Consider the following 25,789-nt stretch of genomic DNA (forward strand, 5'->3'; position numbering starts at 1 on the left):
GCGACAACTTTTTTAAAATGACCGGTTATGGATACCATACAGATAAAAGACAAGCAATTTACTGTTTCCATTAAGGAACAGGATATTCAAAAAGAAGTGATTCGCGTAGCGAACGAAATCAATCGTGATTTGGCAGGTAAGAATCCGCTCTTCCTCAGTGTGTTGAACGGCTCGTTCATGTTTACCGCCGACTTGCTGAAGCATATCACGATTCCGTGCGAAATTTCATTTGTGAAGTTGGCATCTTATCAGGGGGTGACTTCCACCGGAGTAATTAAAGAAGTGATCGGGCTGAATGAAGACATTGCCGGACGTACGGTAGTGATCGTAGAAGATATTGTAGATACCGGACTGACGATGCAGCGTCTGCTGGATACACTGGGCACACGCAATCCCGAAGCGATTCATATCGCCTCTTTGCTGGTGAAACCGGAAAAGCTGAAGGTCAATCTGAACATAGAATACGTAGCGATGGAAATCCCGAATGATTTTATCGTTGGCTACGGATTGGATTATGATGGTTTCGGACGCAATTATCCCGATATTTATACTGTAGTAGATTAAATTCAAATACAAATTAATTTATAGGTTAAAAAGATGTTGAACATTGTAATTTTCGGTGCTCCGGGTTCAGGAAAAGGAACGCAGAGCGAACGTATTGTAGAAAAGTATGGAATCAACCACATCTCGACAGGAGATGTATTGCGTGCAGAAATCAAGAACGGCACGGAGCTGGGCAAAACTGCTAAAGGTTACATCGACCAGGGTCAGTTGATTCCGGATGAATTAATGATTGATATTCTGGCAAGCGTATTCGATAGCTTCAAAGACAGCAAAGGTGTAATTTTCGACGGTTTCCCAAGAACAATTGCACAGGCGGAAGCATTAAAGAAAATGTTGGCGGAAAGAGGACAGGATGTTTCTGTAATGTTGGATCTCGAAGTTCCGGAAGATGAACTGATGGTGCGTCTGATCAAACGTGGCAAAGACTCCGGTCGTGCTGATGACAACGAAGAAACAATCAAAAAACGTCTGCATGTATATCATTCACAGACATCTCCGCTGATCGACTGGTACAAGAACGAAAAGAAATACCAGCACATCAACGGTCTGGGTACTATGGATGGTATCTTCGCTGATATCTGCGAAGCGGTAGACAAATTATAATAAATAAAAAATATGGCTGAATCGAATTTTGTTGATTACGTAAAGATATACTGTCGCTCAGGCAAGGGCGGAAGAGGCTCTACGCACATGAGGCGCGAGAAATATTGTCCTAACGGAGGTCCCGATGGGGGCGATGGTGGAAGAGGAGGCCATATTATCTTGCGCGGTAACCGTAATTACTGGACATTGCTTCACTTGAAGTATGACCGTCACGCGATGGCAGGTCATGGCGAATCGGGCAGCAAGAACCGTAGTTTCGGGAAAGACGGTGCGGATAAAGTGATCGAAGTACCCTGCGGAACGGTAGTGTATAACGCCGAAACCGGAGAATACCTTTGCGATGTGACGGACGACGGACAGGAAGTGATCTTGTTGAAAGGCGGTCGTGGCGGTCAGGGCAACAGTCATTTCAAGACGGCTACCCGTCAGGCTCCGCGCTTTGCGCAGCCGGGCGAACCGATGCAGGAAATGACGGTGATCATGGAGCTGAAGCTGTTGGCAGATGTAGGACTGGTAGGTTTCCCGAATGCGGGAAAGTCTACGTTGCTTTCTGCCATTTCGGCTGCGAAACCGAAGATTGCCGATTACCCGTTTACGACACTCGAACCGAATCTGGGAATTGTTTCCTATCGCGATGGAAAGTCATTCGTGATGGCGGACATACCGGGTATCATCGAGGGAGCCAGTCAGGGAAAAGGATTGGGACTGCGGTTTCTGCGTCATATCGAGCGTAACTCGTTGCTGTTGTTCATGGTTCCGGCGGATAGCGATGATATCCGCAAGGAGTATGAAGTATTGCTGAATGAGTTGCGTACGTTCAATCCCGAAATGCTGGACAAACAACGTGTGCTGGCTATCACGAAGAGCGATATGCTCGATCAGGAGCTGATGGACGAGATTGAACCGACATTGCCCGAGGGTGTTCCGCATATATTCATTTCTTCTGTTTCCGGTTTGGGAATCTCAGTGTTGAAAGACATTCTGTGGGAGGAACTGAACAAGGAAAGTAATAAGATAGAAGACATTGTTCACCGTCCGAAAGACGTGACCCGTTTGCAGCAGGAACTCAAAGATATGGGCGAGGATGAAGAACTCGACTATGAATATGAGGAAGACGCTGACGACGAAGACGATGATCTCGACTATGAATACGAAGAAGAGGATTGGGAGGAAAAATGATTTCAATCACAAAAGATAAAAGAATGTTGGGGTATGAGTCGTTAAGCTCATACTCCAACATTTCTCATTTTGTAACTACCCGGCAGGGAGGGTGCAGCGAGGGAAATTATGCGTCATTCAACTGTACGCCTTACAGTGGCGACGAGGCAGAAAAGGTCCGGCGGAATCAGACGCTTCTGATGGAAGGAATGTCGCAGATACCCGAAGAACTGGTGATTCCTGTGCAGACCCATGAGACGAATTACCTGCTGATCGGCGATGCTTATTTATCGGCTTCGTCTCAACAACGACAGGAGATGCTGCACGGAGTGGACGCTTTGATTACCCGCGAGCCGGGATATTGTCTTTGTATTTCTACTGCGGATTGTGTGCCCGTGTTGGTATATGATAAGAAACATGGTGCCATAGCCGCCATTCATGCCGGATGGAGAGGGACGGTAGCGTACATCGTACGTGATACTTTGTTGCGGATGGAAAAAGAGTTTGGCACAAGTGGAGAAGATGTGGTGGCCTGTATCGGTCCGAGTATCTCATTGGCTTCTTTTGAAGTGGGTGAGGAAGTGTACGAAGCATTTCAGAAGAATGGTTTTGATATGCCCCGTATTTCTATCAGGAAAGAGGAAACCGGAAAACATCATATCGACTTGTGGGAAGCGAACCGAATGCAAATCCTTGCTTTCGGTGTGCCGTCCGGACAGGTGGAGCTTGCCCGGATATGTACGTATATTCATCACGACGAGTTTTTCTCGGCAAGGCGTTTGGGCATTAAGTCCGGACGGATTCTGTCGGGGATCATGATTCATAAATAATAGCTTTGAACATAGATTGACATAAATAAGCGCATAGGTTGGAATAGACTTGAACGTAAGTTGATATAAACTTGAATAAAAGTATGTTTGAAATAAAAGTATCTCAGGAAATAAAGAATGCCTGTCCGGTTTTTGCCGGAGCAGCCGTATATGCAGCAGTGAAGAATACTGCTTACTGCGATGGACTTTGGAAAGAAATAAATACTTTCACAGAAGACTTGACTACTACCACCCAAATGGCAGACATTAAGTTGCAACCTGTGATTGCTGCTACCCGTGAGGCTTATAAGCGTTGTGGCAAAGACCCGGGACGTTATCGTCCGTCGGCAGAAGCGCTGCGCCGTCGCCTGATGCGTGGCATCCCTTTGTATCAGATTGATACTTTGGTTGACCTTATCAATCTGGTTTCTCTCCGTACCGGACATTCTATCGGTGGCTTCGATGCGGATAAGATACAGGGTAACCATCTTGAACTTGGCATTGGCAAAGCGGAAGAACCTTTCGAAGGTATCGGCCGGGGCATTTTGAACATTGAAGGATTGCCAGTGTACAGAGATTCTTTTGGAGGAATCGGAACACCGACCAGTGACCACGAACGTACGAAGATGGATATCGGGACTACTCATATTCTCGCGATAGTCAACGGGTATAACGGAAAAGAGGGACTAAAGGAAGCTGCTGAAATGATTCAATCCTTACTGAAGGATTATGCCGGATCGGATGGCGGTGAACTTATCTATTTTGAATAACAAAGAAAGAAATACATGAAGAACATACTTATTTTATTGACAGTCCTGCTTTTACCAACTCTTGCTTATGCGCAAAGTAAATCCTCTTTTTCTTCTATGGAGGTGAATCACGTACGGGTTGCTACTCCCGGACTTTTTGCGAAAAGTAATCATATATATCTGCATTTGGATTCTTTGCAAGAGCATGAATATGCTTTTCCCTTACCGGGAGCCAAAGTTATTTCCGCTTACGGAACTCGCGGAGGACATTCGGGAGCAGATATAAAGACGTGTGCCAAAGATACGATTCGTGCTGCTTTTGATGGAGTCGTACGTATGTCGAAGCCATATTATGCTTACGGAAATTTGGTTGTAGTCCGTCATGCGAACGGGCTGGAAACGATTTACAGTCATAACTTCAAGAATTTGGTACAGAGCGGAGATACGGTGAAAGCCGGACAACCTATCGGACTGACCGGACGTACCGGCCGTGCTACTACGGAGCATGTGCATTTTGAAACCCGCATTAACGGTCAGCATTTTAATCCGAATCTTATTTTCAATCTGAAGGAGGGCACATTACGAAAGGAATGTATTAAATGTACGAAGAATGGAAATGGGGTAGTGGTGAAGCCACAGGCGAATAATAATCGTGTGGCACAAAATAAAAAGTGAAAGAACTGAGATGGTCTGAAAAAGACGGAAGGGGATTGACTAAAAAGACAATAGTATCTCCCCTTCCCTTCGGGAAGGAGGGGTGGCTGAAAGCCGGGGTGGTAGGTAAAATAGGGTTGTCTATAATTTGCAGTGAATAAGTGGACTGCGTATTCACCTACCACCTCCCCCTGCGGGTACTCCTCCTTCCCGAAGCTACCCTTTATACACAAGTCTTAGCTGATTAACTCATACAGTTCAAACTGTGTATAAAATCTATCCAGTCCATTCTTAAAGGTAATATATCCTGGAATGGACTGGCTCTTGTATGCACTCCATGCTCCTAACCTTGCAATAATCCATGCTGCCCATGCCATTGATTCTTTTTTATATGGATTTTGCTGTATTTTTGTATTTCCCTCACTCTTTTTTCCTACTATATGTAATAATGCTATTTCTTTGCTTGTAAAGTAGATTTCTGAAGAGAGTTTTTCATCTTCTTTATCAAAAGAAAGTTTGAGTACCATCACCTGCAGGGCTGCCTGCAAGGAAATTAAGATTAGTTTTTGTAATGCCGAAACTGTTTCCAACTGTGCGTCCTCAATCATGAATCCCTTTCTTTTGAGCACTCTGAACAACTCTTCAATCAGCCATCTACAACGATACCAACCGATACATTCAATTGCTTGTTCTACAGTCTCCACCACATGTGTAGTTAGCAGTCTCCATTCAATAGGGCTCTCATTTACCGGTGTACTGGAAGATTTTTCTTTAACATGTATGCAATAAAGACTAACAGGGGGACTGCCCTTTGCCGGACCGTTAACAGGAGCGCACAAGGTGACTCTTTCAAAGCGAAGTTCCATGCACGCTACCCGTTTCTTACGTCCGCTTCCCGGGAGCACTTCAAAGCTATACTCTGCCCGTAGAACAGCCTGCTCCATTAATGTATTCAGATGGACAGAACAGTCTGGATCATCCAACCGGCAATTCCTTTCATGAACAGAACGTATCAGCAAGTGAACATTATCAGTAGGGATACGGCTGAAAAGCTCGAAAATGTCCGCTTCACGGTCACCGATGATCGTTTTAACTGCATCCCGGGGCATTTGCTCACTGGCAGCCATTCCACTTTCTATCCAACGATATGACTCTTTTTCTTCTATAGGCTGATATCTGTAATTACGTTCTTCACGACTTAAAGCAGCCGGTGAGCGATTCCACTGCTTAACCGAAGAAAAGCCTATAGGAATATGACTGGAGGCATCCACTACCAAGACAGGATGCAAAAAAGTACCACATTGCTTTTGACCGACAATGCCGGGACTGGCTGTTTTTTTCTTCATTCGCTCAACATGAGCCTCATAGTTTATCTCCGAGGTATCTTGAATACACAGTAAATGCTGACGACCGGAAGCATTCTTACAGCAAGTGTGTATCAGACCTGATAAGATAGCATCAGAGCTGACTGAGGAATTGTTCAAAAATCTATAAGCACCCATCTTTTCTTTATGTTCCTTACTAAATTGATTCACTATAGCACTTTGATGGACAACCATCTGAGAGCAAATTAAGTTTAAACGCCGCAAAAGCCGAGGATCACGAATTTGATCTGTCTCTAATAACATCAAGCAAAGATAAAAAAAATAATATATACTTGTGTATAAAGGGTAGCTTCCCGAAGGAGGAGAATTGAGATACTACCGACTTTTTAGTCACTCCCCAGTTATCGGCAGTCAAATGAAAGCGTTTGCTTATTTCATGATATGTTTGCCATAATTCCATCCTTTGAGGTCGTATAGCTCTGCATCCTTACGAATCCTTTCTTTAAAGTCTTCATAATTCCTTTTTTCTTGTGGTGTCCATCCGGCTTCGGCAACGGCGGCAAGACGTGGCAACATCAGGTATTCGAGAACGGAAGGTTCGGTCACCCATTCGGTCCAAAAGTTGGCTTGTACACCTTTATAATAAGGTTGCAAGGCAGCATCCACGTCTTTAAGCGGCTGATAGTTATAAACGGCCTCCACAGTTTCCGTTCCATGTCCCTGCGACATCGGTTCCGTGGGAAGTTTCGACTGTTTTCTGTTGATATAATAAGGTATTTGCGGGCTCAGTATGGTGTTCATTCCTTGCTTGGCAGCCTGTTTTGCGGCGGCATTAGCTCCGATCCATGCCATAATGGTGATGTCATTGCCAAGGATACTGGTATTTCCGTGAAGCACTTCGTTCCAGAATATAAGTTGGCGTTGTTGATCGGCAGGTTTGGTGGCAATGTAATCTTTTAGTTGTTTGTAGAAATAAATCTGCAAGTCTCTGAAGTTGGAAGAACCTATTTCACTCAGCAGCTTCTTGCATTCGTCATTCTTTTGCCATTTCCTTGTGGGGCATTCGTCACCGCCTAAATGAATATAATTGAATGGAAACAATTCAGTGAGTTCATCAATTACCTCTTTGGCAAACTGCATCGCTTTCGGGTTGGCTACGTTGATTACATCAGTAGAAATCCCTTGTTGTAGCCATACTTCATGTTTATCCCTTGGGTCGCACGCCAAGAACTCCGGATAAGCTGCAACGGCTGCCTGTGAATGTCCCGGAATGTCTATTTCGGGAATGATTTCTATAAATTTCTTCTTTGCATACGCTACGATTTCTTTGATATCTTTCTGAGTATAAAAGCCGCCATAACGCTCACCGTCTGGTTTCACGTCACCGTATGCAAGTACTTTGCTGTTTCTCCATGCGCCTGTCTCCGTCAGTTTGGGGTATTTCTTTATTTCGATTCTCCAGCCTTGATCTTCTGTCAGATGCCAGTGGAAACGATTCATTTTGTAGATGGCCATCATGTCGATCACTCGTTTTATCTCATCTTTACCGAAGAAATGTCTGCCTTCGTCCAGCATAAAACCTCTCCATTCGAAACGGGGAGCATCTTCAATCTCGACAGATGGGAGACTCCATTGTGAATGGTCGGACGTTGCTACGCCTGCCATTACGTTGCGGGGCATCAGTTGCTTTAGCGTTTGTAGCGCATAATAGAAACCTGCCGGACGGGAGGCTTCGATCCGGACTTGTTTTTTCGAGACGTTCAGCTTATAAGCTTCAGCGGGAAGTTGTGGATTCAAATCTAAGATAATCCTTGCTTTAGCTTCTTTTTGAGTAGATGAAACCTTGATGCCGGTTGCTTCTTGCAATTCCTTTTTGAATGATTCAAAGACCATACGGATGCTGTCTCCCTGATAAGGAGTGACTTTGGCTTTAAGTTGGTTGCCAAACTCAAAGCGGCCGTCTTTTACGGTAAGGTGAGCCGGTTGTGGGGTGAGAGCGATTTCTTGTGCTGTAAGCATCTCATTGCTACCGAGTAGCAATAGCAGGGGTAGAAAATGTTTGATTTTCATGGTAATTGGGGGTATTTAAATAAAAAGTATAACAGCGGACGAAGATAGAAATAATAAATCAGAAAAGTATGTCTTTATGATTATTTTGTTTGCTCTTTTTGATTTGTTTGATCTAGGTTCCTCATAAATTTGCTTAATTTGATAAATTAGTGTTTCTTTGCACCATGATATAAGTCATGATAACTAACCCCCATTATTACAACTTATGAAAAACAACAAGATTTATCTGTTGGGAGCCTGCCTCCTGTGTGCTGTTACTACCTTTGCGCAGAATGTTAGTCTGCAACCTCCTCCTCAACAACTCATTGTTCAAAACAAGACCATCGATCTGCCTGCTGTCTATCAGCTGAATGGCGGGGAAGAAGCCAATCCGCATGCTGTAAAGGTACTGAAAGAACTGCTTTCCGGTAAGCAAAGCAGCAAGAAAGGGATGCTTATTTCTATTGGTGAGAAAGGTGACAAGAGTGTGCGTAAATATAGCCGCCAGATTCCTGACCACAAAGAAGGCTATTACCTGTCTGTGAATGAGAAGGAAATCGTACTGGCCGGAAACGACGAACGAGGTACTTATTACGCTCTGCAAACTTTTGCGCAATTGCTGAAAGACGGAAAGCTGCCCGAAGTAGAAATCAAAGATTACCCTTCTGTACGGTATCGGGGAGTGGTAGAAGGGTTTTACGGAACTCCCTGGAGCCATCAGGCACGCCTCAGCCAACTGAAGTTTTACGGTAAAAACAAGATGAACACTTATATATACGGTCCGAAAGATGATCCGTATCATAGTGCTCCCAACTGGCGTTTGCCTTATCCCGACAAAGAAGCTGCCCAGTTGCAGGAATTGGTGGCGGTAGCCAACGAAAATGAAGTTGACTTTGTATGGGCGATCCATCCGGGACAGGATATCAAATGGAATAAGGAAGATCGTGATCTTCTGCTCGCTAAATTTGAGAAGATGTATCAGCTCGGTGTCCGTTCGTTCGCCGTATTCTTTGATGATATCTCCGGTGAAGGTACTAATCCGCAGAAACAAGCGGAACTACTGAACTACATTGATGAGAAATTCGCACAGGTAAAACCGGATATAAACCAACTGGTGATGTGCCCTACGGAATATAATAAAAGCTGGTCGAACCCTAATGGCAATTATCTGACTACGCTGGGCGATAAACTCAATCCTTCCATTCAGATCATGTGGACGGGAGACCGTGTCATTTCCGATATTACCCGTGACGGCATTTCATGGATTAACGAACGAATCAAGCGTCCGGCTTATATCTGGTGGAACTTCCCGGTGTCCGATTATGTGCGCGATCATCTGCTTCTCGGTCCTGTGTATGGCAACGATACTACGATTGCCAAAGAGATGTCGGGCTTTGTAACCAATCCGATGGAACATGCCGAATCGTCAAAGATAGCGATTTATAGTGTGGCAAGTTATGCCTGGAATCCTGCCAAGTATGATACATGGCAGACGTGGAAGGATGCGATCCGTACCATTCTGCCAAGTGCAGCGGAAGAACTTGAATGCTTTGCAATGCACAATTCCGACTTGGGACCTAACGGACATGGATACCGCCGCGAAGAATCTATGGATATCCAACCGGCTGCCGAACGTTTCCTGAAAGCGTTCAAAGAAGGCAAAAATTACGATAAGGCAGATTTCGAGACTCTTCAATATACGTTCGAACGTATGAAAGAATCCGCCGATATCCTGTTGATGAATACGGAGAACAAACCGTTGATTGTGGAAATCACTCCTTGGGTGCATCAGTTTAAACTGACGGCTGAAATGGGAGAAGAAGTGCTGAAGATGGTAGAAGGCCGGAATGAATCTTATTTTCTGCGGAAATACAATCATGTGAAGGCTTTGCAGCAACAGATGTTCTATATCGATCAGACGAGTAATCAGAATCCTTATCAACCGGGAGTAAAGACAGCTACGCGAGTGATAAAACCATTAATTGACCGGACTTTTGCCACAGTTGTGAAATTCTTCAATCAAAAGTTTAATGCTCATCTGGATGCCACTACCGATTATATGCCGCATAAGATGATCAGTAATGTGGAGCAGATCAAGAACCTGCCGTTGCAGGTGAAAGCGAACCGTGTACTCATTTCTCCTGCCAATGAAGTTGTGAAATGGGCGGCTGGAAACAGTGTTGAAATAGAACTGGATGCTATCTATCCGGGAGAGAATATTCAGATAAACTTTGGTAAGGATGCTCCTTGTACATGGGGACGCCTTGAAATCTCTACGGACGGCAAGGAATGGAAAACGGTGGATCTGAAGCAGAAAGAAAGCAGATTGTCGGCCGGTTTGCAGAAAGCTCCTGTGAAGTTTGTCCGCTTCACGAATGTGAGTGATGAAGAACAGCAGGTCTATTTGCGCCAGTTTGTTCTGACTATAGAGAAGAAATAAGAATGATTATATAGGCTGACTAAAAAGTCTGAACTACCCACAATTCCCCTCCTTCCCGAAGGAGGAGAGTTGGAAGTTACCACCGACTTTTTAGTCAGCCTTTTTTTGATTTACGATATTCCCGCGGTGACATTCCCATGATCTTACTGAATAGGCGGGAAAAATAATAAGTATCTTCAATACCTATTTTATAGCATATCTGATTTATCTTCATATCGGTGGTATCCAGCAACAGGCAGGCCTGCTGCATCTTTAGCAGATTAAAGTAAGTAAGCGGACTGTGTCCCGTTTGCTTTTTGAACAACATGGAGAAGTGCGACGGAGAATATCCGATTTGTGTTGATATCTCTTCCAGACTCAGATGTTTCTCCATATTCTCTTTCATGTAGTGGATGGCAACGTTCACTATTCCCTCGTCTTCTGCCTCATTGGTGCCTGCATTACGATATTGCTGGACATAGCGTAACGTTCCCAAATAAAAGTGAAACATAGAAAACGCATAACGCAGGTTCTCGTTGCTATAACCATTTTTGAGTGTATTGAATATCTCTTCAAACAGGTTGATCCGCGTACTGATGCGGGAGTGTTGTTCGGACTGAATATCCATCGGACGGTTGGCGTCTTTGGCATAGAACGGAGCAAGAATACCTTTGAAGTGAATCCAGTAAATAGTCCATGGCGTCGATTTGTTGGAAGCATAAGAATGCGGGACTCCTGCCGGAAGAATAAAATACTGATTGGCGGAGACGGTATATTCCTGGTCTCCGATCCGGTAAGATCCGGCACCATCAATACAATAGATGAAGACATATTGATTGATGGGCTCTTTCCGTTCCCGAAAATGATGCTTGGCTTTGGGATAATATCCGATGTCAGTGATATGCAGCATGGAGGTCAGCGGGTCCTCTTCCATCTTATCAACGATGATGCGGGGCAATACTAAGGCTCTTTCCCCGGTAAATCCATCTTTTAGTTTTACCATAGTACATAATTGGTTATTCTGCGCAAATATATAATAATGTATGCGATCTGTCAAATAATACATTAAAAATAAGATTGTCCATCTTTATAAAATGAAATTCTATTTTTTGTGCTTTGGATACGCTCTATCTTTGCAACATCAATTAATCAATCTTCTAGTGGTATGAAAAGTTATAATAAAAAGTTTGTCTATTCCATTTGTTTGGTTTCTGCGATGGGCGGTCTGCTCTTTGGGTATGACTGGGTGGTAATCGGAGGAGCGAAACCTTTCTATGAACTCTATTTCGGTATTGCCGATTCGCCGACGATGCAGGGACTGGCTATGAGTGTAGCCTTGCTTGGCTGTCTGATCGGTGCTATGGTAGCCGGTATGATGGCTGACCGCTATGGCAGGAAACCTCTCTTGCTGATTTCCGCATTTATCTTTTTATCTTCCGCATACGCTACCGGTGCATTTTCCGTATTCAGCTGGTTTTTGGCAGCACGCTTTTTGGGAGGTATCGGCATCGGTATCGCTTCGGGGCTGTCTCCGATGTACATTGCCGAAGTAGCTCCTACTTCCATCCGGGGGAAACTGGTATCCCTCAATCAACTGACTATTGTATTAGGAATCCTTGGCGCACAAATAGCCAACTGGCTGATAGCCGAGCCTATACCTGCCGACTTTACGCCTGCCGATATCTGTGCTTCATGGAACGGGCAGATGGGATGGCGCTGGATGTTTTGGGGAGCAGCATTTCCGGCAGCGGTATTCTTGCTGCTAGCCTGTTTTATTCCCGAAAGTCCCCGTTGGCTGGCAATGAAAGGCAAGAGAGAGAAAGCATGGAGTGTACTTAGCCGGATAGGAGGAAACCGCTATGCGGAGCAGGAACTTCAGATGGTGGAACAAACTTCTGCTTCCAAGTCGGAAGGAGGATTGAAATTATTGTTCAGTCGCCCGTTCCGTAAGGTACTCGTACTGGGTGTTATCGTGGCTGTGTTCCAGCAATGGTGCGGTACGAATGTGATTTTCAATTATGCACAGGAAATATTCCAGTCGGCGGGTTATTCGCTGGGTGATGTACTCTTTAATATTGTGGTGACCGGTGTAGCGAATGTGATCTTTACGTTTGTGGCTATCTATACGGTCGAACGTTTGGGGCGCCGTGCTTTGATGCTTTTGGGGGCTGGAGGACTGGCAGGTATTTATCTGGTTCTCGGCACGTGTTACTTTTTTCAGGTCAGCGGTTTCTTTATGGTAGTGCTGGTAGTGTTGGCGATAGCTTGTTATGCCATGTCTCTGGGGCCTATCACGTGGGTACTGCTTGCTGAGATATTCCCCAACCGCGTGCGTGGTGTGGCTATGGCAACCTGTACTTTCGCTTTGTGGGTCGGTAGTTTCACGCTTACCTACACATTTCCGTTGCTGAATACTGCATTGGGCAGTTACGGCACATTCTGGATTTATTCGGCTATCTGCGTCTTCGGCTTCCTTTTCTTCCTGCGTGCATTGCCTGAGACAAAAGGGAAATCGCTGGAGACATTGGAGAAAGATCTGATAAAATAAAAAGATATAATTAATAATATCATGGTAAAAGCATGGAGAGAAAAGGTTGTAATTCCTACTTATGAAGTAGGTAAACCGGAAAAGAATCCTATTTTCCTGGAGAAACGTGTCTACCAGGGCAGTAGTGGGGTAGTTTATCCTTATCCTGTCATCGAATCGATGTCCGATGAAAAAGTAGATAAGGAATACGAAGCTATCTTTATTGAAAACGAATACATCAAGGTGATGATTCTGCCCGAGTTAGGCGGTCGTGTACAAATGGCTTATGATAAGATCAGGGAACGTCATTTTATTTATTACAATCACGTGATTAAACCTGCATTGGTGGGGCTGGCAGGTCCGTGGATTTCGGGAGGTATTGAGTTTAATTGGCCTCAGCATCATCGTCCCAGTACTTATATGCCTGTAGATACGACGATTGAAGAAAATGCTGACGGCAGCGTCACTGTATGGGTGAACGAAATGGAACGGATGTTTCATCAGAAAGGGATGGCGGGCTTCACGCTTCGTCCGGGACATGCTTTTCTCGAAATAAAAGGGGTGCTCTACAACCGTACCGAAGTGCCGCAAACCTTCCTGTGGTGGGCGAATCCTGCCGTAGCGGTGAACGACTACTATCAGAGTGTATTTCCGCCCGACATCAATGCGGTGTTCGATCATGGAAAGCGTGCCGTATCCAGCTTCCCTATAGCAACGGGTACTTATTATAGGATGGACTATTCTGCCGGAGTAGACATTTCGAACTATAAGAATATCAAAGTTCCTACTTCGTATATGGCTGTCAACTCCCGTTACAACTTTGAGGGTGGCTACGAAAACGACACTTGTGCAGGTATGCTTCATGTGGCAAATCATCATATTTCTCCGGGCAAAAAGCAATGGACATGGGGAAACGGTGATTTCGGCCGTGCATGGGACCGTAATCTGACTGACGAGGACGGACCTTACATCGAACTGATGGCTGGTGTCTATACCGAGAACCAACCGGACTTTACATGGCTGCAACCTTACGAAGAAAAGAGCTTCGTACAGTACTTCCTGCCTTACCGTGAACTGGGAGTGGTGAAGAATGCAAGCAAAGATTTGTTGATGAACATAGAACCGGAAGGTGAAAAGGAGGTACGTTTCAAGATATTCGCAACATCTAAGCAGGTGGTTAATGTAGTGCTGAAAGGTGACGATGGAAAAGTGTATTATAGCAGGCAAGTGACCATTACTCCGGAAGAACTATTGAATGAAACGGTAGACGTAGCAGGGGAGAAGTTGAACAAACTGAATCTTGAAATCACCGCAAACGGCAAGGAACTGCTTTACTGGCATGCCGAACCGGACGAAGTAAAACCGATTCCGGATGCTGCCGAAGCTGCTTTGTTACCGGAAGAAATAAAAACAACCGAGCAACTCTATCTGACAGGTTTACACCTGGAACAATACAGACACGCCACCTATAATCCGGTAGACTATTACGAAGAAGCCTTGCGCCGTGACCCGATCGATGTACGTAGCAATAATGCACTCGGATTATGGTATATCCGTAAAGGCCGTTTCCGTAAAGCTGAACAATACTTGCTTACGGCAGTGAAGACCTTGCAGAAGCGCAACCCGAACCCGTGTGATGGAGAGCCTATCTATAATCTCGGACTTGCCTTGAAATATCAGGGACGCTATAATGAGGCTTACGACCGTTTCTATAAATCATGCTGGAATGCAGCCTGGCAGGATGCCGGTTATTTTGCCTGTGCTCAGATTGCTACGATGCAAGGACGTCTGGAAGACGCTTTGGACGAAGTGGACCGTTCGCTTATCCGCAACTGGCATAATCATAAGGCACGTGCTCTGAAAACGACCATTCTCCGTCAGATGGGGAAAGCGGAAGAAGCCTTGCAAGTGATTGAAGATTCATTGGCTATTGATAAGTTCAACTTCGGTTGCCGTTATGAGAAGTACCTGATAACCAATGCTGCCGAAGACCTGCTTACTTTAAGGGCGATGATGCGTGGCGAAGCTCACAACTATGATGAAATCGCACTTGATTATTGTGCTGCCGGTTGCTGGACAGAAGCCGCTTCTTTGTGGAATGTAGCTATCGCTGAGGGCAGTGTAACGCCAATGACTTATTATTACTTGGGTTGGTGTCTTGTTCAGGGTAAGTTATCCGGGGCGGAACAGGCATTTGCCGATGCTGCCAACGCTTGTCCGGACTATTGTTTCCCTAACCGCCTGGAAGCCATCCTTGCTTTGCAATGTGCTATGGAACAAAACCCGAATGATGCGAAAGCACCTTATTATCTGGGTAATTTGTACTACGATAAACGTCAGTACGATTTAGCACTCGAAGCATGGGAAACTTCCGCCGGACTGGATGACAAGTTCGCTACGATATGGCGTAATCTGGCTTTGGCTAACTTTAACAAAAAGGATGAAGAAGCAACGGCCATCGAATATATGGAACGTGCTTTCCAACTCGATACGACCGATGCACGTGTGTTGATGGAATTGGATCAGCTCTATAAACGTGTCCGTCGTCCGCATTCCGAACGTCTGGCGTTCTTGCAGCAATACCCCGAATTGATAGCGCAACGTGACGACCTCGTACTGGAAGAGATCACTTTGCTGAATCAGACAGGCGAGTATGAAAAGGCTAAAACGTTACTTGATGCGCATATCTTCCATCCGTGGGAAGGCGGCGAAGGAAAAGTACCGGGACAATATCAGTTTGCCCGTGTGGAACTGGCGAAGAAAGCACTTGAAGCCGGGAATTACAGTGAAGCTGTCTCGTTGCTGGCAGAGTGTCTTGAATATCCGCATCACTTGGGTGAAGGTAAGTTGCACGGTGCACAGGAAAATGATTTCTATTATTTCATGGGTTGCGCTTATGAAGGTCTGGGGCAGAATGACAAAGCGGTGGAATGCTGGGAACAAGCGATTGTCGGTCCTACCGAACCGGCTGCTGCCATGTACTACAATGATGCAAAACCGGATAAAATTTTCTATCAGGGACTGGCTTTGTTGAAACTGAACCGCATGGATGAGGCTAACGGACGCTTCCATAAACTGACAACTTACGGAGAGAAATATCTTTTTGACAAGGTTAAAATGGATTATTTTGCAGTGTCACTACCCGATTTGTTAATATGGGAAGATGACCTGACCATACGAAACGTCATTCACTGCAAATATATGATGGCATTGGGTTATTGGGGATTGAACGAAAAAGAGAAATCCGTTCGGTTGCTGAGTGAGGTAGAAAGATTGGATATCAATCATCAGGGTATTCAGGCTTTTCGTAGTCTGATTGGGTAGGAAGTATTGGTTCTTGGTTAGGACCGGCGTACTCTTGTTTCAGTCCGGTGCTAACCAAGTACTTCTTCCTGTTTATGGTACAAACTTAATGCAGACAGGCTTGTCCACCTTTATATCTTTACGTATATCCGTCAGTAATCCTGTATCCGTATCCCTTTCATAAACCTGTATCACATTACTATCCCGACAAGCCACCAGCAAATACTTGCCGTTAGGCGTGATAATGAAATTGCGCGGGTGAATGCCTGTCAGTTGATAACCGACTTTCGTCAGCATACCGTTTTCCGGATGGATACTGAAGATCGCCAGCCCGTCAGCCTTTAGCCGGTTACTTGCATACAGGAATTTGCCGTCCGGGCTGATATGAATATCACCACTTCCTTTGGCTCCCACAGTGTCGGCAGCAATAGTCTGAATTTCTTTTAACTCTCCGTCGTTATATTCAAACGCAATGACTGTTCCCGATAGTTCATTGATGAGATACGCATAGCTTCCATTCGGTGCAAATGTCAGATGGCGGGGACCCGAACCGGCTTCTACTTTATAAGAGGCGGGACTTCCTTCTTTCAGAAAAACATCTTCATTGTCTGCCTTTGCATTCGGATTAACAATAAATTTGTGTATCTGGTCCGTGCCCAGATCGTCTGCAAATAAGTATTTGCCATCCGGCGTGATGCGGACACAATGCAGATGCGGTTTCTCCTGACGTTCCTTGTCGGCTCCCGAACCTTTGAACTTCACCACCTCAGAAGCGGGGAGAAGTGAACCGTCCTTATCGATCGGGAAGACAGAAATGCTTCCTCCACTGTAATTGGCAGTAACCACATTACTTCCGTTGGTAATGATGTAGCAAGGATCTTCGCCTCCGGTTTTCTGCGTATTCAGCAGTCGGAAAGTTCCTTCCTCCTTATTGAAAGCAAATGCGTTGGCAGCAGCTTGTTCGTTGCTGAATTCGCTGACTGCATAGATGAATTTGCCGTCGGCAGAAGGTACGAGATAAGATGGGTTTTCCACTTCCGCTTCACTGAGTGCGGTTGCGGTTCCGTTTTCTTCATTGAATCGGAAACTATAGAGACCTTTACTGTCTCCCGAAGTGTAAGTACCGACAATCATTGTCAGGTCCTGTTCTGCTTCATGGGAGCCTTCGGTCCGGGAAGCCTTTTTTGATGTACAACTAGATGTGAACATACCGATAATACAGATGGTTGCAAAAGTTTTTAGCATATATAGGTTCTTTTTATTAGATAGCAACTTCCTTAGTCTATACTAATGTCTTGTATAATAGATGATTGCAGTTTCCTTGTCGTTCCCTTACGAGGACACGATGGTTTCCCGACGAGGAAACGGTCGTTTCTCTACGGGGATACTTGCGTTTCTCTACGAGGAAACTGTCGTTTCTTTACTTGAAACGGAAATCTCCCTTACCTGTCCCAGTTATACTCTACTATATAACTGTCGAAATACTCACTTTGAATGACTCCCAGTTCTTTGGCGGTATTTATAATCCATTGCTGCTCGGCGGGAGTGAGCGCCAGTTTGCCACTGCGTTTCAAGTAGTAGTTTTTACGTCCCAGATATCCGATCATCCGGTAGCGGAACGTGTTTGCCACGCGCACTGTGAGTGCATTTATTGTGCACATGAATCCTTTGGCGTAGCGCACCTTTTCGTTCGAACAGAAATAGTCACATTTTTCTTTTATGCCCTTTATATGGTTTGGATTCATAATTGGCAGAAAAACTTTGTTTGCAGGGGCGTGTTTTAAAGCTATCTGTCGCAGGCAAGTCGAGGCTTGCGGGCAATTTTCGGCAGCGCACATTCCGAATGTGAAAGGTACTTGAGAATAATCAAATGGTTCTTCCATTGCTTTTTGGGGTTGATAGTATTTATTATATTCCACAAATGTACGGATAATGTTGGTAAGTTGGAAATAACCGGACCTACAAATGTTGTATGTCTGGGAACCAAGTCTGCCTCCGCTCATGATATATCTCTGTATACCGGATAGCATATCATCGGCTAATATTTGCAAATATATGATGGTTAGTAACAAAAGAATATGTATCTTTGTGCCAAAGAAAACAGGATTATTGAAAGGATATGATGTATTATTTATCCCTTATTTGTTTCTCAAATATAAAATAACGATTGTTCTCTTTTGATTTTCAGACCGTTATAAAGTCATGGGGTTGACTGGATTTGACAGCGGGCAGAAATGGTAGGTAAGCATGCAGTGGGTCGGTAATTTCCACTTAAATCTCAGTTATCAAAACTTTATCTGGCGAAACTAATTACGCTCTTGCTGCTTAATCGAATCACAGTAGATTAGCTTAATCCAGGCACTAGGTGCCAGGACGAGACATCACTCGGAAGCTGTTGCTCCGAAGCATTCCGGTTCAGTGGTGCAGTAACATCGGGGATAGTCAGAAGCGGCCTCGCGTTTTTGATGAAACTTTAGAGGATAAGGCAGGAATTGATGGCTTTGGTTCTGCTCCTGCACGAAAATTTAGGCAAAGATAAGCATGTAGAAAGCTTATGATTTCCTCGTTTGGACGAGGGTTCGATTCCCTCCAGCTCCACCTGAAAACAAATGAAAGCTCTGATTATCAGAGCTTTTTCTTTTTATGGGTTTTCTCCCTTATTCCCCTTTTTATTGTTGATTTGTTATTTTTCCTTTTTTTAGATACAAAGTCAATTTCTTATACATACTTTTATTCTCTTCTCTTTTGGTATGACGATATCGCTATTTGGTATTGTCAATATTTATGTGTTTTTGTTTTATATACGGAATAATTATAAATATATGCAAACAAGTATTAATAATATATCTTTATTATGTTCTAATCTTTGAGAATGTCTATTTTTATACTTGTAATCGATAATAATCTTAGCGGATATGGAAAATAATGTTAACCAAATTGAGCTGAAGTTTCAGCGTTTTTTTATTTCTAATTTTCCGAAAGTAAAGAATTATGCCCAGCTGTTGCTTAAGTCGGAAGTTGATGCTGAAGATGTTGCTCAAGATATTTTCTGTAAGCTTTGGTTACAACCGGAAATATGGCTTGACAATGAAAATGAATTAGATAACTACCTCTTTATAATGACCAGAAACATTATTCTGAATATCTTCAAGCATCAGCAAATCGAACGGGAATATCAGGAAGGATACCTTGAGAAAACAGTACTTCATGAATTGATAGAAGGGGAAGATGCCCTTAATAATATATATTATGAAGAAATGTTGCTGGTTGTTCGCCTGACTTTGGAAAAAATGCCTGAACGGCGAAGGTTAATATTCGAGCTGAGTCGTTTTAAGGGATTAAGTTATAAAGAAATCGCAGAAAAGCTTAATGTTTCCATCCGTACGGTAGAGCACCAGGTGTATTTAGCACTGATAGAACTAAAAAAAGTGCTTCTATTTTTATTTTTTCTATTTTCCTTTAAGTAGTGTTTTTCTTTTAGTTGTATTTAGTGTATAAAGGAAGAAATTAATGATGAAAAACTATATTCAACAGATCATAGAGTTATTCGGGCATAATGAGTATTCATTGGCTACGCGTAGAAAAGTGCAGCGATGGTTGGCTGACGACAATCATGCGGAAGAAAAAAAAGAAGCACTTCACACGTTGTGGCAACAAGCGGGAGAACAGAAAGTACCTCGCGGAATGCAACAGTCCATATTACGGATGCAACAAAATCTGGGAATGCAGTCTGTCGGTTCCGGTAAAAAGTATCAGTTACTTATATGGAGAGCAGCAGCTATTTTCCTGTTGGCAGTATCGTCTGTTTCTATCTATCTGATGTTGGAGAAAGACAAACTGCAAAAAGACTTGGTAGAATGTTTCATACCAACGGCGGAAATACGTGAACTTACATTGCCCGATGGTACCCGGGTGATGCTAAATTCGAGAAGCACCTTACTGTACCCGGAGCAGTTTGCCGGTAAGACCAGAAGTGTATATTTGATTGGCGAAGCAAATTTCCAGGTAAAGCCGGATGAAAAACATCCTTTTATAGTGAAAGCCAATGATTTTCAAATAACAGCTTTAGGTACAGAGTTTAACGTGAATGCCTATCCGGAGAACAATGAACTGATTGCAACTCTGCTGGAAGGTAGTGTGAAGGTAGAATTTAATAATCTGATATCTAATGTAATACTTAAACCCAATGAGCAGATAACGTATAATAAACAGACCCGGAAACGTAGCCTCCAATCGCCTCGGATAGAGGATGTGACTGCCTGGCAGCGTGGAGAACTGGTTTTCAGTGATATGCATCTCGATGAGATTTTTACGAGTCTCGAACGCAAATTTCCCTATACCTTTGTTTATAGCCTTCACAGCCTGAACAATAAATCGTATAGTTTCCGTTTCCAACAGCAAGCCACTTTGGAAGAGGTGATGAAGATAATAACGCAGGTGGCAGGGGATGTGAAATATATAATTAAGGGGAATAAATGCTATATAACTGATAAAATATAGAAAAACGATTGTTGAACCTTTTTTAACTTAATGTACTATGCAAAAAAGTATCCGGAAGAAATGGCCGTTTCTCCCGGATGTGAAATCATTGTCCTTCTAATATTAGCGTATCTCGACGCTATTTCAATTGATCATAGAATAATAACCAATTAACTAATACTAAAAAGATGCTACAAATTTACGAAAAAAGAGCAGATAATGTTGTTCAAAAGCGAGTCTTTCTCATTTTTTTAGGTCTATTATTGATGCAGACCCTTGCTTTTGCTCAAAGTGATAGTAAAATTACTATCCAGCAGAAAGATATCACTGTAGTAGATGCATTGAAAACTGTGGAAAGACAGTCGAAGATGTCTATAAATTATAGTGATTCCGAATTGAAGGGAAAGAAAATTGCCGATCTTAACTTGGAAGACGTATCGGTGACTACTGCACTCGACGCAATCTTGAAAGGAACAGGTTTCTCTTATCAGATTCAAGGTAATTATATTATAGTTACGGAGAAGAAACCGGCAGCTGCACAATCTGTCAAAGATATCAAAGGGAAAGTAACCGATGAGAATGGTGAACCCCTGATCGGAGTAAATATCTCTGTGGACGGCAGTTCTACAGGGACGATTACAGACTTTGACGGAAACTTTTCGATTAAAAGTCCCGGTAATGCCCGTTTGAAAATATCTTATATAGGATATGCAACTCAACTGATTGCTGTTTCCAATAAGGACTTTTACCCGATTACAATGAAACAAGATACGGAAGTGCTGGACGAAGTAGTCGTGACGGCATTGGGTATCAAGCGGGCAGAAAAGGCACTGTCTTACAATGTGCAGCAGATAAAAAGCGAGGATATAACCGGCATTAAAGATGCCAACTTCATCAATTCACTGAATGGTAAGATAGCCGGTGTAAGTATCAACAAGAGTGGTAGTGGTGTCGGTGGTGCGACGCGTGTCGTTATGCGTGGCGCTAAATCTATCGAAGGCGACAACAATGCACTGTATGTAGTAGACGGTATCCCTTTGTTTAATACTAATATGGGAAACACAGATAGTGGTATCATGGGTGAAGGCAAAGCCGGAACGGAAGGTATTGCTGATTTCAATCCGGAAGATATCGAGAGTATCTCTATTCTGAGCGGACCTTCGGCTGCTGCTTTGTATGGTAGTAGTGCGGCAAATGGTGTCGTTCTGATTACTACTAAGAAAGGACAGGAAGGCAAATTACAGATATCATTTTCTTCTTCATCCGAATTCAGCAAAGCGTACATGGTGCCCGAATTCCAGAACACGTATGGAAATAAAGAAGGTATGTTCGAAAGCTGGGGTGACAAACTGGCCCGTCCGAATTCGTATGATCCCAAGAGTGATTTCTTCAACACCGGAACCAACTTTATCAACTCGTTGACCTTGTCTACCGGTACAAAGCAGAATCAAACTTTTGCTTCGGTTTCATCCACCAATTCAAAAGGTATTGTTCCCAACAATTCTTATGACCGTCTGAACTTCACCATTCGCAATACAGCCACTTTTCTGGACGATAAATTGCAGTTGGATTTAGGAGCGTCCTATGTGAAACAGGAAGATAAAAACATGGTATCGCAGGGACAATACTGGAATCCGGTGATTTCTGCCTACCTTTTCCCCCGTGGAGAAGACTTCGAAGATATCAAGACTTTCGAGCGTTATGACCAGAGCCGCAATATTCCGATACAGTATTGGCCGATTGCCGATGCAACCTATGGTTCGCAGAATCCGTACTGGACTGCTTATCGCAACATCGCAACGAACGAGAAGAGCCGTTATATGTTTAATGTCGGTCTGAGCTATAAGATCACCGACTGGATGAATCTTGCCGGACGTTATCGTATGGACGATACTCATGTTCAGTTTGAACGTAAGGTTTATGCTACTTCCGATCAGAAATTTGCCGAAGGAAAGAAAGGTCTGTATGATTACAGCAATTACAAAGACCGTCAGGAGTATGCCGACTTTATGTTAAATATCAACAAGCAGTTCAACGATTTTAATATTTCTGCCAACTTGGGTTATAGCTACTCTAACTACTGGTCGCTGGCAAGAGGCTACAAAGGAACCTTGCTCGGAGTAACAAACCTGTTTGCCGCCAGCAACATCGACCCTTCCAACGGTCGTATCTCGGAAGACGGAGGTGACAGTCGCGTACGTAATCACGCTATCTTTGCCAACGTCGAACTGGGCTGGAGAAGTATGCTTTATCTTACATTGACAGGTCGTAATGACTGGAACTCCCGGTTGGTAAACACCAGCGAAGAATCCTTTTTCTATCCCTCGGTAGGTCTGTCCGGTATTATCTCTGAAATGGTGAAACTGCCCGAGTTCATTTCCTATTTAAAGGTACGCGGGTCTTATACGGAAGTCGGTTCTCCGGTATCACAGTCGGGACTTACTCCGGGAACTGTGACCACTCCGATTATCGGTGGTGCACTGGCTCCCACAGGCATCTATCCTTTTACTGATTTCAAGGCAGAACGTACCCGTTCTTATGAATTGGGATTGAGTGTACGTTTATGGAATAAACTGAGTGCCGAAGTTACTTACTATAAATCGAATACATACAATCAGACCTTTATTGGCGATTTACCGGAATTTTCGGGTTACAAACAAATCTATTTGCAGGCTGGTAATGTGCAAAATCACGGTTGGGAAGCATCGTTGGGATACAGAGACAGTTTCGGAGACTTTAGCTTCTCCTCCAATCTGACCTTCTCGCGCAATGTCAATGAAATCAAAGAAATGGTGGAAAACTATCGTACTGACATGAGCCCCGAGCCCATCAACGTACCCGAAGTAAGGAAAGACAACGGACGCGTTATATTAAAAGTAGGCGGCAGCATCAACGATATATATGCCAATACTTTCCTGAAGAAAGACAGTCAGGGGTATGTTGAAATCAAGCAAGACGGTTCGTACGGACTCGAACAAGGTGAACCCGTTTTCTTGGGCAAGACGTCACCGGACTTTAATCTAGGATGGAGCAACTCGCTGTCATACAAAGGATTCGGACTCAGCTTCCTGATTAACGGACGTTTTGGTGGTGTGGTAACTTCCTCTACCCAAGCTATTCTCGATCGCTTCGGAGTATCCAAAGCATCTGCCGAAGCACGCGATGCAGGCGGTGTCTTACTGCCCGGACAAGGGAGAGTGGATGCGCAATCGTATTATCAGCTGATAGGTACGGGTGACTATACCACTTCCGGATATTATGTGTATAGTGCAACCAATATCCGTCTGCAAGAGCTGACTTTGAGTTACAGGTTCCCCGACCTTTGGTTTAAGAATGTGCTGAAAGATGTTACTTTGTCATTCATTGCCAATAACCCCTGGATGCTCTATAGCAAAGCTCCGCACGATCCGGAACTGACTCCGTCCGTAGGAACTTACGGTCAAGGTAATGACTATTTTATGCAGCCGAGTGTGAGAAGTTTCGGTTTCGGTATTAAATTTAAATTATAACTGACCCATGAAAAAGATAAATCAATATAAACTATTAGCAGGAATTTGCGCTTTGTCGCTCTTTACTGCTTGTGACTTCGAAGAGTTAAACACCAATCCGTTCGAGATGACCGACGAAATGGGTATAAGAGATGGTGTTGCTGTCGGAGGTGCTGTTATGGCGATGCAAAGAGCTGTAATCACCGTAGGAACTCAGGCTGACGATACGGAGGCCATCAACCAGTATCAGGTTGCATACAATCTGTCAGCCGATTCGTGGAGCGGATTTTTCGGACAGAATAATAACTGGTATAGTGGTAGCAACAATACTACCTATTACTTACAGGACAATTGGGTGGCGGCTACCTATACCAACTCATATACGACACTGCTGTCTTCCTGGAAAAAGATAAAACAAGAATCCGAAAAGAACGAAACACCGGAAATCTTTGCTTTGGCTCAGATTCTGAAAATATCTGCTTGGCACAAAACGCTTGAGTCTTTCGGTCCCATTCCTTACACCCATGCAGGAGAACCTGCACTGGTGATACCTTTCGACAGCGAGCAAGTTGCATTCAATGCCATGTTTGCCGATCTGACGGCCGCTATCGAAGCCTTGACAGTGAGAGCGGAACAAGGGGCAACTATTGTTGCCGATTATGATGCCGTATATGCCGGTGATACGAGAAAATGGGTGAAATACGCCAATTCGCTGATGTTGCGTCTGGCAATGCGTATCAGTTATGCGGACGAAACGACTGCACAGAAATATGCCCGTCAGGCTTTGAATCATCCGTTTGGAGTGATGACTTCCAAATCGGACGAGGCACAGATGAGCACCGGAGCCGGAATGGTATTTCGTAACAACATCGATTGGCTGGCCAATCAATACAATGAGTGCCGCATGGGCTCTTCCATGTTTTCTTATTTGTTGGGCTATCAGGACCCGCGTTTGAGTGCTTATTTTGAAGCTTCTCCCAGTGCGTATGCGGTAGCGGCTTTTGATGGAAAAAACTATCAGGCGGTGCCTCCCGGCAATGCCAATCAGCAGAATACGATTTATACCGATTTCTCCAAGCCCAATATTACCTCGAATACTCCGACTTACTGGATGCGTGCTTCCGAAGTTTATTTCCTGAGAGCTGAGGCTGCGTTGAGATGGGGAAGCGAATTTGGTGATGCGGAAGCACTGTACGAACAAGGAGTTGCCACGTCATTTGATGAAAATGGTATCAGTTCGTCTGTAGACGACTATCTGGCTTTCGGATTGACTCCGATTGCCCATAATATGAGAGCCTCCTATTACAGTTACAATGCTGCGGCTCCTACTACTGCAACACCCGCATTCAGCGGTGGAACGGAACAAAAACTGGAGAAGATCATGATCCAAAAGTGGATTGCATTGTATCCGAACGGTCACGAAGCATGGACTGAGTGGAGAAGAACCGGTTATCCGAAACTGAATCAGGTGCAGACCAACCGCGGACAGGGCGTTACTCGTGAAGGTGGTATTCGTCGTATGGTGTATCCTGTAAGTTTCTATCAGTCGGCAGAGGATAGAGCCAATTATGAAGAAGCATTGAAGCTCTTGGGCGGTCTTGATAAAGACAAAGCAACTACTCAGTTGTGGTGGGATTGTAAAAATAAAATCTATTAAACTAT

Annotated in this window: 18 protein-coding genes and 1 other RNA gene; 14 read left to right on the top strand and 5 right to left on the bottom strand. The window is 44.1% G+C overall.

The genetic code is table 11. From position 1 onward, the window contains the following. The first annotated feature begins 27 nt into the window (after window positions 1-27). From hpt to BT_RS22155, 6 genes are all read left to right on the top strand, one after another. Window positions 28-564 (top strand): hypoxanthine phosphoribosyltransferase, encoded by a 537-nt coding sequence (hpt, locus tag BT_RS22130; RefSeq protein ID WP_008760055.1) that lies wholly within the window; start codon window positions 28-30, stop codon window positions 562-564. A 33-nt stretch (window positions 565-597) separates the two neighbouring features. After that, on the top strand, window positions 598-1,167 hold the full coding sequence (locus tag BT_RS22135) for an adenylate kinase (RefSeq protein WP_008760056.1): 570 nt from the start codon (window positions 598-600) through the stop codon (window positions 1,165-1,167). A 12-nt stretch (window positions 1,168-1,179) separates the two neighbouring features. After that, window positions 1,180-2,346 carry a GTPase ObgE gene (gene obgE / locus BT_RS22140; RefSeq protein WP_011109231.1) on the top strand — a complete coding sequence of 389 codons (1,167 nt, stop codon included), beginning with the start codon at window positions 1,180-1,182 and terminating at the stop codon, window positions 2,344-2,346. Continuing rightward, the gene (pgeF, locus tag BT_RS22145) at window positions 2,343-3,155 is read left to right on the top strand and encodes a peptidoglycan editing factor PgeF (protein ID WP_011109232.1); all 813 of its coding nucleotides are present in this window, start codon (window positions 2,343-2,345) and stop codon (window positions 3,153-3,155) included. The genes obgE and pgeF overlap by 4 nt, the downstream gene beginning before the upstream one ends. Window positions 3,156-3,238: 83 nt before the next feature. Continuing rightward, window positions 3,239-3,904, top strand: a complete 666-nt coding sequence (locus BT_RS22150; protein WP_011109233.1) for a B3/B4 domain-containing protein — start codon at window positions 3,239-3,241, stop codon at window positions 3,902-3,904. Between the two features lie 15 nt (window positions 3,905-3,919). Then, on the top strand, window positions 3,920-4,558 hold the full coding sequence (locus BT_RS22155) for a M23 family metallopeptidase (RefSeq protein ID WP_008760060.1): 639 nt from the start codon (window positions 3,920-3,922) through the stop codon (window positions 4,556-4,558). 215 nt (window positions 4,559-4,773) lie between these two features. On the opposite strand, the gene BT_RS22160 is transcribed toward BT_RS22155, so the two are convergent. Beyond that, window positions 4,774-6,096 carry an IS4-like element ISBthe3 family transposase gene (locus BT_RS22160; protein ID WP_008766443.1) on the bottom strand — a complete coding sequence of 441 codons (1,323 nt, stop codon included), beginning with the start codon at window positions 6,094-6,096 and terminating at the stop codon, window positions 4,774-4,776. A gap of 195 nt (window positions 6,097-6,291) precedes the next feature. Beyond that, window positions 6,292-7,932: a beta-N-acetylhexosaminidase gene (locus BT_RS22165; RefSeq protein WP_011109236.1), complete on the bottom strand. Its 1,641-nt coding sequence runs from the start codon at window positions 7,930-7,932 to the stop codon at window positions 6,292-6,294. A gap of 205 nt (window positions 7,933-8,137) precedes the next feature. Here BT_RS22165 and BT_RS22170 point away from each other — a divergent pair, with 205 nt between their 5' ends. After that, a complete protein-coding gene (locus BT_RS22170) occupies window positions 8,138-10,351 on the top strand; it encodes a beta-N-acetylglucosaminidase (protein ID WP_011109237.1) in 2,214 nt (737 codons plus the stop codon). Window positions 10,352-10,445: 94 nt separating this feature from the next. Here the strand turns inward: BT_RS22170 and BT_RS22175 are convergent, their stop codons facing one another. After that, window positions 10,446-11,333, bottom strand: a complete 888-nt coding sequence (locus BT_RS22175; protein WP_011109238.1) for an AraC family transcriptional regulator — start codon at window positions 11,331-11,333, stop codon at window positions 10,446-10,448. 162 nt (window positions 11,334-11,495) lie between these two features. Between BT_RS22175 and BT_RS22180 the strand changes: the two genes are divergently transcribed. Beyond that, a complete protein-coding gene (locus tag BT_RS22180; RefSeq protein ID WP_011109239.1) occupies window positions 11,496-12,878 on the top strand; it encodes a sugar porter family MFS transporter in 1,383 nt (460 codons plus the stop codon). 21 nt (window positions 12,879-12,899) lie between these two features. Beyond that, on the top strand, window positions 12,900-16,181 hold the full coding sequence (locus BT_RS22185; protein ID WP_011109240.1) for a DUF5107 domain-containing protein: 3,282 nt from the start codon (window positions 12,900-12,902) through the stop codon (window positions 16,179-16,181). A gap of 72 nt (window positions 16,182-16,253) precedes the next feature. On the opposite strand, the gene BT_RS22190 is transcribed toward BT_RS22185, so the two are convergent. Then, window positions 16,254-17,405: a lactonase family protein gene (locus BT_RS22190; RefSeq protein WP_011109241.1), complete on the bottom strand. Its 1,152-nt coding sequence runs from the start codon at window positions 17,403-17,405 to the stop codon at window positions 16,254-16,256. 197 nt (window positions 17,406-17,602) lie between these two features. Continuing rightward, window positions 17,603-18,043: a DUF6078 family protein gene (locus tag BT_RS22195; RefSeq protein WP_008760067.1), complete on the bottom strand. Its 441-nt coding sequence runs from the start codon at window positions 18,041-18,043 to the stop codon at window positions 17,603-17,605. A 321-nt stretch (window positions 18,044-18,364) separates the two neighbouring features. Here BT_RS22195 and ssrA point away from each other — a divergent pair. The 5 genes from ssrA (at window position 18,365) to BT_RS22220 (ending at window position 25,784) form a co-directional block, all read left to right on the top strand. After that, window positions 18,365-18,761, top strand: a transfer-messenger RNA (tmRNA) gene (ssrA, locus tag BT_RS22200). 314 nt (window positions 18,762-19,075) lie between these two features. Beyond that, window positions 19,076-19,627, top strand: a complete 552-nt coding sequence (locus BT_RS22205; RefSeq protein WP_008760068.1) for an RNA polymerase sigma-70 factor — start codon at window positions 19,076-19,078, stop codon at window positions 19,625-19,627. Window positions 19,628-19,673: 46 nt separating this feature from the next. Next, complete coding sequence (locus BT_RS22210) at window positions 19,674-20,660, top strand: FecR family protein (RefSeq protein WP_070750168.1); 987 nt, start codon at window positions 19,674-19,676, stop codon at window positions 20,658-20,660. 167 nt (window positions 20,661-20,827) lie between these two features. Beyond that, window positions 20,828-24,148 carry a TonB-dependent receptor gene (locus BT_RS22215; protein ID WP_008764559.1) on the top strand — a complete coding sequence of 1,107 codons (3,321 nt, stop codon included), beginning with the start codon at window positions 20,828-20,830 and terminating at the stop codon, window positions 24,146-24,148. A gap of 7 nt (window positions 24,149-24,155) precedes the next feature. After that, the gene (locus BT_RS22220; RefSeq protein WP_011109245.1) at window positions 24,156-25,784 is read left to right on the top strand and encodes a SusD/RagB family nutrient-binding outer membrane lipoprotein; all 1,629 of its coding nucleotides are present in this window, start codon (window positions 24,156-24,158) and stop codon (window positions 25,782-25,784) included. Window positions 25,785-25,789 lie beyond the last annotated feature (5 nt).

Origin of the sequence: Bacteroides thetaiotaomicron VPI-5482, from assembly GCF_000011065.1 — a bacterium.
GTDB lineage: Bacteria > Bacteroidota > Bacteroidia > Bacteroidales > Bacteroidaceae > Bacteroides > Bacteroides thetaiotaomicron.

Bases quoted from the DNA above. Each gene is read 5' to 3' on its own strand.
- BT_RS22195 (WP_008760067.1), bottom strand. From the start codon at position 18,043: ATGGAAGAACCATTTGATTATTCTCAAGTACCTTTCACATTCGGAATG.
- hpt (WP_008760055.1), top strand. From the start codon at position 28: ATGGATACCATACAGATAAAAGACAAGCAATTTACTGTTTCCATTAAG.
- BT_RS22175 (WP_011109238.1), bottom strand. From the start codon at position 11,333: ATGGTAAAACTAAAAGATGGATTTACCGGGGAAAGAGCCTTAGTATTG.
- BT_RS22190 (WP_011109241.1), bottom strand. From the start codon at position 17,405: ATGCTAAAAACTTTTGCAACCATCTGTATTATCGGTATGTTCACATCT.
- BT_RS22165 (WP_011109236.1), bottom strand. From the start codon at position 7,932: ATGAAAATCAAACATTTTCTACCCCTGCTATTGCTACTCGGTAGCAAT.
- obgE (WP_011109231.1), top strand. From the start codon at position 1,180: ATGGCTGAATCGAATTTTGTTGATTACGTAAAGATATACTGTCGCTCA.
- BT_RS22180 (WP_011109239.1), top strand. From the start codon at position 11,496: ATGAAAAGTTATAATAAAAAGTTTGTCTATTCCATTTGTTTGGTTTCT.
- BT_RS22210 (WP_070750168.1), top strand. From the start codon at position 19,674: ATGAAAAACTATATTCAACAGATCATAGAGTTATTCGGGCATAATGAG.
- BT_RS22185 (WP_011109240.1), top strand. From the start codon at position 12,900: ATGGTAAAAGCATGGAGAGAAAAGGTTGTAATTCCTACTTATGAAGTA.
- BT_RS22135 (WP_008760056.1), top strand. From the start codon at position 598: ATGTTGAACATTGTAATTTTCGGTGCTCCGGGTTCAGGAAAAGGAACG.
- BT_RS22155 (WP_008760060.1), top strand. From the start codon at position 3,920: ATGAAGAACATACTTATTTTATTGACAGTCCTGCTTTTACCAACTCTT.
- BT_RS22205 (WP_008760068.1), top strand. From the start codon at position 19,076: ATGGAAAATAATGTTAACCAAATTGAGCTGAAGTTTCAGCGTTTTTTT.
- BT_RS22170 (WP_011109237.1), top strand. From the start codon at position 8,138: ATGAAAAACAACAAGATTTATCTGTTGGGAGCCTGCCTCCTGTGTGCT.
- pgeF (WP_011109232.1), top strand. From the start codon at position 2,343: ATGATTTCAATCACAAAAGATAAAAGAATGTTGGGGTATGAGTCGTTA.
- BT_RS22150 (WP_011109233.1), top strand. From the start codon at position 3,239: ATGTTTGAAATAAAAGTATCTCAGGAAATAAAGAATGCCTGTCCGGTT.
- BT_RS22160 (WP_008766443.1), bottom strand. From the start codon at position 6,096: ATGGTTGTCCATCAAAGTGCTATAGTGAATCAATTTAGTAAGGAACAT.
- BT_RS22220 (WP_011109245.1), top strand. From the start codon at position 24,156: ATGAAAAAGATAAATCAATATAAACTATTAGCAGGAATTTGCGCTTTG.
- BT_RS22215 (WP_008764559.1), top strand. From the start codon at position 20,828: ATGCTACAAATTTACGAAAAAAGAGCAGATAATGTTGTTCAAAAGCGA.